Below are 5,950 nucleotides of genomic sequence, written 5' to 3'. Positions count from 1 at the left end.
GGTTCTTTGTTGAAGACCGATCCTTCAACCGTGTCGATATCGAACGGGGAGTCTTTCAGCCCGACAACATGCAGTATCTCACCGGCGAATATGAGGCATTCCTCTATGGAGGGAGGGAGACTGACTCGACAGTCATCCGTGTGAGCCTTGAATGTAATGATCCTGCAAATACTGATACCGAAGGGATCCAGGAGACATTCAGGAAGGCGTTCTTCCGGCTCAAACCAGAGCTTCGTGAGCAATATATCAATGGAACATTTGAGATGCTCTTCCATTTCACGGGACCAGGGGAGCTGGAACTCTATAAAGTGCAGGGGAGACCAAAAAGAGTCGTTGACAGGCGTTGATCAAAAACCATCTGATTCAAGATGAATAATAACCAATAGATTTGTTCATGTTGAATAAGGAGCATAATATGCCCGATTACGAGGCGGGCTATCGTGATTTCCGGATCGACGTTCCGGAATACTATAATTTTGGGTTCGATGCCATCGATGCAATGGCAGAGAGAGACAGGAACAAACTCGCCATGATCTGGGTGAACCAGAACGGGGAAGAGAAATACTATACCTTCCGTCAACTCATGAATCTCTCCAACCAGATCGCCAATATGTACATGAAACGCGATCTCGCGAAAGGAGAGCGGATCCTGATCATGCTTCCGAGGATCCCGGAATGGTGGACATTTGCACTCGCCGCAATCAAACTTGGCGTGATCTTCTGTCCATGCCCGACGATGCTGACACCAAAAGATCTGAAATACCGGGTGAACCTGGGCAAATTCAGAATGATCGTCACCGATGTTGAGAATGCATGGAAGGTGGATGAGATCTGCGAGGAATGTCCCTCACTGGATCTGAGATTCGTCGTTGACGGTGAACTCCCCAACTGGATCAGCTATCCGGTGGAGCTGAACTATCCGGCACCGGCTTCCCACCGCCTTGCTCCCTTATCGGGCGGAAAGAAGACGAAATCAACCGATCCGATGGTGATCTACTTCACCTCCGGAACAACCGGAGATCCGAAGATGGTCATTCACGATCATAGTTACCCTCTTGGACATCTGATCACCGGGAAGTACTGGTACGATCTCCGGGAGAATGACCTGCACCTCACCCTTGCCGATACGGGATGGGCAAAATCCTCATGGGGCAAGTTCTTTGGCCCATGGATCTGCGGTGCATGTGTCTTTGTCTATGATATCAGGACAAAGTTCAACCCAACCGAGATCATTCCCCTTCTTGAGAAATATGAGATCACCACCTTCTGCGCACCCCCGACGATCTTCCGTATGATGATCCTCGCAGATCTGGATGCATTCGACCTCTCGCAGCTTCGCCATTGCATCAGTGCCGGTGAAGCCCTGAACCCTGAGGTGATCAAGGTCTGGAAAGAGGCGACCGGGGTTACAATCTATGAAGGATACGGACAGACCGAGACAGTACTCTGTGTCGGCACCTTCCCCTGCATGGAGGCAAAGCCTGGTTCAATCGGACGCCCATCGCCGGGATGGGAGATCGAACTCCATGATGAGGAACAGAACAGGGTTCCTGTTGGGGAAGTTGGAACCATCGCCATTAGAACAAATCCCCGTCCAATCGGTCTCTTTTCCGGATACCTTGAGAACAAGCAGGCCACAGAGGAGGTATTCATCGGTGATTTCTATTATACCGGTGATAAGGCGACGATGGATGAGGATGGGTATCTCTGGTTTGTCGGGAGAGACGACGACGTTATCAAGAGTTCAGGATACCGGATTGGGCCTTTTGAAGTGGAATCCGCACTCCTTGAACATCCGGCTGTGAAAGAGTCTGCGGTTGTCGGTGTCCCTGACCGGGTGAGAGGAACGATCGTGAAGGCTTTTGTCATCCTCAAAGACGGTTTTGAGCCCTCAGACAAGCTCGTCCGTGAGATCCAGAATTACGTGAAGCATGTCACAGCACCATACAAGTATCCACGTGCCATCGAGTTTGTCGAGGAACTCCCAAAGACGATCTCAGGGAAGATCAAAAGAAAAGAACTTCGGGAGATGGAGCTGGAGAAGTATAACTCCAGCTGAATCACTCTTTTTTGTCGCAACTCGCTATTTCATGCGGGTAGTTTGAAGCAGGTGCGACGCGGGTATCGGGGGGCAGGATGAAAGAGCAGATAAAGCCTTGCTCATCAGAGCAACCTGAAAGGCGATTCTGAAAGAATCGGGCGTGTATCTGCTCTGGCAGCCCCCCAAAACATTCCCGCTCCTCCCGCGCTGCATCTGCGGCCGAACAGTACAACCTCCCTGCGAAGCATCTGCGAACGGGGCCGGGGCGATGGGGAAAAATATCTGAGTGAAGAAATCCGAATGCATGATTCGAACACCCGATAACCAGATGAAGGCTTGTTCCCTATTGAAAACCCACACAGATCAACGAATTACTTCTTTTTATCAAAGCTCCGCGCCCGATAGGCGACAATAATCGCGCCAACCGGAACGATACCTGCTGTATAAACGAAGAATATAATCAGTGCATACTCCGGAAGAAGCAGGAGGAGGAAGAATATCGCCGCAGCAGCTACTGCAAGTGCGAGCAGGCTGTTCCCGACCCATGCGATCAGCCCCTCTGGATCTGCACAGGTCTTTCTGTCAAATCCGGCAATGAGGTTCGTCATCTTCCGGTATTTGATCAGGTACCCAAGTGCCAGGAAGACGACTGCAATGAACTCAATTATAAGCAGGAGGATGAGTGGAGCATCACCGATCATCACTCACCACCTTGTTCTGCTGTGACATAGGCATCGTACATGCTGTAGAGCCAGATGAGAATATAGAATGGAATCCCGATAAGTATGGTTGAGAGACCGGCAAACAGTGCTGCCATCACAAAGAGGGCGATAGCCTTTAAGAACTGCCCGGTATAGAACTGTCCAAGACCGGGGATGAAGAAAGACAGTATCACTGCCAGTAAGGGGGATGCCATGGTATATCCTTTCCACTGCGAATAGAAAAATCTTATGCCGGGTGCCGGTAATGGCGGATATCACCATACGCGACCAGCTTTCCTTCTTCAAGCACAGATACCGCACCATGGCCCCCGCAGATGAGACAGCGTGTTCCCATCTTCTTCATATCAGAATCGATCTCCTCTGCAAGTGCCATCAGGGCATGCCGCTCCTGCCTCGCCAGATCAGAATCTACATTCACCGAGGTGACGAGGAAATCTGCTATCGAGTTATATTCCTGGCGTTCAGGAGTGAGGCTTTTAAAGTTCATCAGGGCATCGCTGGTGAAGAGGAGGCCGATATCGGCTGCAAGCAGGAAGACCTGGCCATAGATATGCCCCCCAAGGCTCTCCAGCACCTCGAAGGAAAAGCCGCCGATCGAGAAGGTATCGATGACCGGAAAGATGCCGCGTCGTCCGATCTCATTTTTCGGAAAGATATGCCGCTCCTCTGGCGGGGTGCATCGTGAGAAGAGGTTGATGATCACCGTATAGACAGCTTCAAGGATGAGATCCTGGCTCCGTGAGCCGTATCCCCGGTTATTGCATTCTATGATCGCATCGGTTCCATGGTGGAGATACGAGGAAACCGGGTGGAGCCCCGCGGCACCGCAGTGATCGGCATCTGCATGGGTGCAGATGATGCGGGAGATGCCTTTGTACCCGGACTTGCCGATCTCATGGAGCATCCGCTCGATATCGTCATGATAGATCCCATATCCGGTATCGATCATCAGCCGATCAGATCCGGCATCAAAGATGAAGACGCTCCCCCCGCCCGGAGGCTGGATACAGGTGAGTGAGGAGCCATCCGGGGTTTCGATCTGCTGATAGTCGGCATAGAATCCTTCCCCGGTTGTTTCCGTGAGAAACGTCCCGATCCGTTCGATCTGGTTGAAGACGAGTTTTGGATCTTCGCCGCGATTGGTCAGCTCCTGGACGACATGGTTCAGATCGCCAAGCAATGAGAGGAGGAACTCATCATTTGCTTCGCCGAGGAATGGCCGGATCTTCTGTGCAAAGCAGATATAGAAGATCGTCTCGTCAAGGGCACCGCCGAGGCTATCATATTCGAGGATCTCAAGACGGTACCGGCTCTTGATGAAATCGATCACCTCCTCAACCCGTGGGGAATCGACGACATTCAGGCGAAGGGTCAGACGATCCGGGTGCCTGCCGGTATCATCAAAGTCGATCTCTGACACATCGGCCCCTGCCTCTGCACAGGCGGTGAGGACATCATAGAGGGCACCGGGACGGTGCGGGGTGGGGAGATAGATATGAAAGAGGAGGATATTCACCGGAGGGATATTTGACTGGAGGTAGCCTATCTCAGAAAGCCCCTCCCGGATAAGGCGGTAGTCTGAAGCGGTTGCGGTCATCTCAAAGAAGACCGTGTTCTTATCGATCCGCCGGTTGAACTGGATACGGGTGATGTTGCCGTTGTGCCGCCTGATGATATCGGCCGCTTTCAGGAGCGAGCCAGGCTCATCCGGCATCCGTGCGATGAATGAATGTTTCTCTTCCATTTCACGTTATTGTTCGATGGTATTCAACGTTATATCTTCTCTTTGGTTCCGATCACCACTATTATCTGATCATACCCTTGATCTCTCTGTATGCAGATGATGATTGGCGATCAGTTCACTGAATCGGTCTCTGGTAAGCGCACCCGGATCGAAAACCCATCAGACGGCACCCCTGCCGGGGAGGTTCCATCCGGTGGAGCGGAGGATGTCAGGCTTGCGGTGGAGGCTGCGAGTGAGGCATTTGTGAGATGGAGCGAGGTTCCCAATTCCCACCGGGGTATCACCCTCTTCCGGTCAGCTGAACTGATCAGGAGGGAAGCAGACCGGCTCGCCCTCATCCTGACAACAGAACAGGGCAAGCCGCTCCGTGAAGCAAAGGATGAGGTGCTTGGGGCAGCGGCAGTTTTTGAGTACTATGCCGGATCGGCATCCCTCATCACAGCCGGATATTCCGAGAGACTGCCGCGGTACGGATATGGCGTGGTGCAGAGGAAGCCGCTTGGGGTCTGCGCCGCGATCATCCCCTGGAATATGCCGGTATTGATCGCCGCCTGGAAGATCGGGGCCGCTCTTGTGACAGGAAATACCCTTGTGCTGAAGCCCTCTATACAGGCGCCAATGGCTGTTCTTGCACTCGGTGAGGCGATGCAGCGATCAGGACTTCCTCCAGGGGTGCTGAATATCGTCACCGGGAATGGTGCGGATGCAGGCGATCCCCTCATCCGTCATGATGCGGTGAAGAAGATTTCATTCACCGGAAGTATTGAAACAGGCAGGGCAATTGCCGGGGCAACAGCTGGCACCATGAAGAGGCTGACACTGGAGCTTGGCGGAAACGATCCGATGATCATCTGTTCCGATGTTGACCCGGTTGCAGCCGCCGATGCAGCTCTTGCACTCCGGCTCTATAACTGCGGCCAGATCTGCACCTCGCCAAAGCGGATGATTGTCATGGATGAGATCCATGATGCATTCATCTCACGGCTTCAGCAGACGATCCCGGAGGTTGTCATTGGTGATGGTACTGATCCCGCATCCCGGATCGGCCCTCTGAATAACGAAGCAGGGAAAAACAGCGTGGAAGATGCAATCCTGAGGCTTGAGGACGAGGGAGCCAGGATTCTGAGAGGGAAACTCTCGGCAGGGCTCTCACATAAGGGCTTCTTCTGCCCGCCTGCCCTTGCCACCGGATGTGCCGCGGATTCAAAAGTGCTCTCTGAAGAGATCTTCGGCCCCCTCATCCCGGTGATCCGGGCGGGCGATCTGGATGAGGGGATTGAGATTGCCAACAGCACACGCTTTGGACTGGGCGCCTCGATCTGGACACAACAGATCAATACTGCTGAACGAGCAGCAGAGGAACTTGAAGCGGGGATCGTCTGGGTAAACCAGCATATGAAGCTCCCCCCGGAAGTGCCGTTTGGCGGGGTGAAGGGGAGCGGG

5 protein-coding genes and 1 pseudogene are annotated in these 5,950 nt (G+C 53.0%); 3 read left to right on the top strand and 3 right to left on the bottom strand.

What is annotated here, in order from left to right:
* Both QCH34_RS05230 and QCH34_RS05225 read left to right on the top strand, forming a co-directional pair.
* A pseudogene (locus QCH34_RS05230) lies at nt 1-347 on the top strand (coenzyme F390 synthetase); the annotation flags it as partial.
* A gap of 68 nt (nt 348-415) precedes the next feature.
* The gene (locus QCH34_RS05225) at nt 416-2,059 is read left to right on the top strand and encodes an AMP-binding protein (RefSeq protein ID WP_300331217.1); all 1,644 of its coding nucleotides are present in this window, start codon (nt 416-418) and stop codon (nt 2,057-2,059) included.
* A 353-nt stretch (nt 2,060-2,412) separates the two neighbouring features.
* Here the strand turns inward: QCH34_RS05225 and QCH34_RS05220 are convergent, their stop codons facing one another.
* Genes QCH34_RS05220 through QCH34_RS05210 form a run of 3 tightly spaced genes read right to left on the bottom strand, consistent with a single transcriptional unit; the run spans nt 2,413 to nt 4,507 of the window.
* Nucleotides 2,413-2,742, bottom strand: a complete 330-nt coding sequence (locus QCH34_RS05220; RefSeq protein ID WP_300331214.1) for a DUF3784 domain-containing protein — start codon at nt 2,740-2,742, stop codon at nt 2,413-2,415.
* Complete coding sequence (locus QCH34_RS05215) at nt 2,742-2,957, bottom strand: hypothetical protein (protein ID WP_300331212.1); 216 nt, start codon at nt 2,955-2,957, stop codon at nt 2,742-2,744. The genes QCH34_RS05220 and QCH34_RS05215 overlap by 1 nt, the downstream gene beginning before the upstream one ends.
* A 32-nt stretch (nt 2,958-2,989) precedes the next feature.
* Entirely contained in the window at nt 2,990-4,507 is a 1,518-nt protein-coding gene (locus QCH34_RS05210) for an MBL fold metallo-hydrolase (RefSeq protein ID WP_300331209.1), read from the bottom strand.
* Between the two features lie 90 nt (nt 4,508-4,597).
* Between QCH34_RS05210 and QCH34_RS05205 the strand changes: the two genes are divergently transcribed.
* On the top strand, nt 4,598-5,950 hold a 1,353-nt coding region (locus tag QCH34_RS05205; protein ID WP_300331206.1), incomplete at its 3' end, for an aldehyde dehydrogenase family protein.

The organism is Methanocalculus sp. (assembly GCF_029762515.1).
Taxonomy (GTDB): Archaea; Halobacteriota; Methanomicrobia; order Methanomicrobiales; family Methanocorpusculaceae; genus Methanocalculus.
The sequence above is the reverse complement of the archived record's forward strand: the minus strand, read 5'-3'. Positions and strand labels throughout refer to the sequence as shown.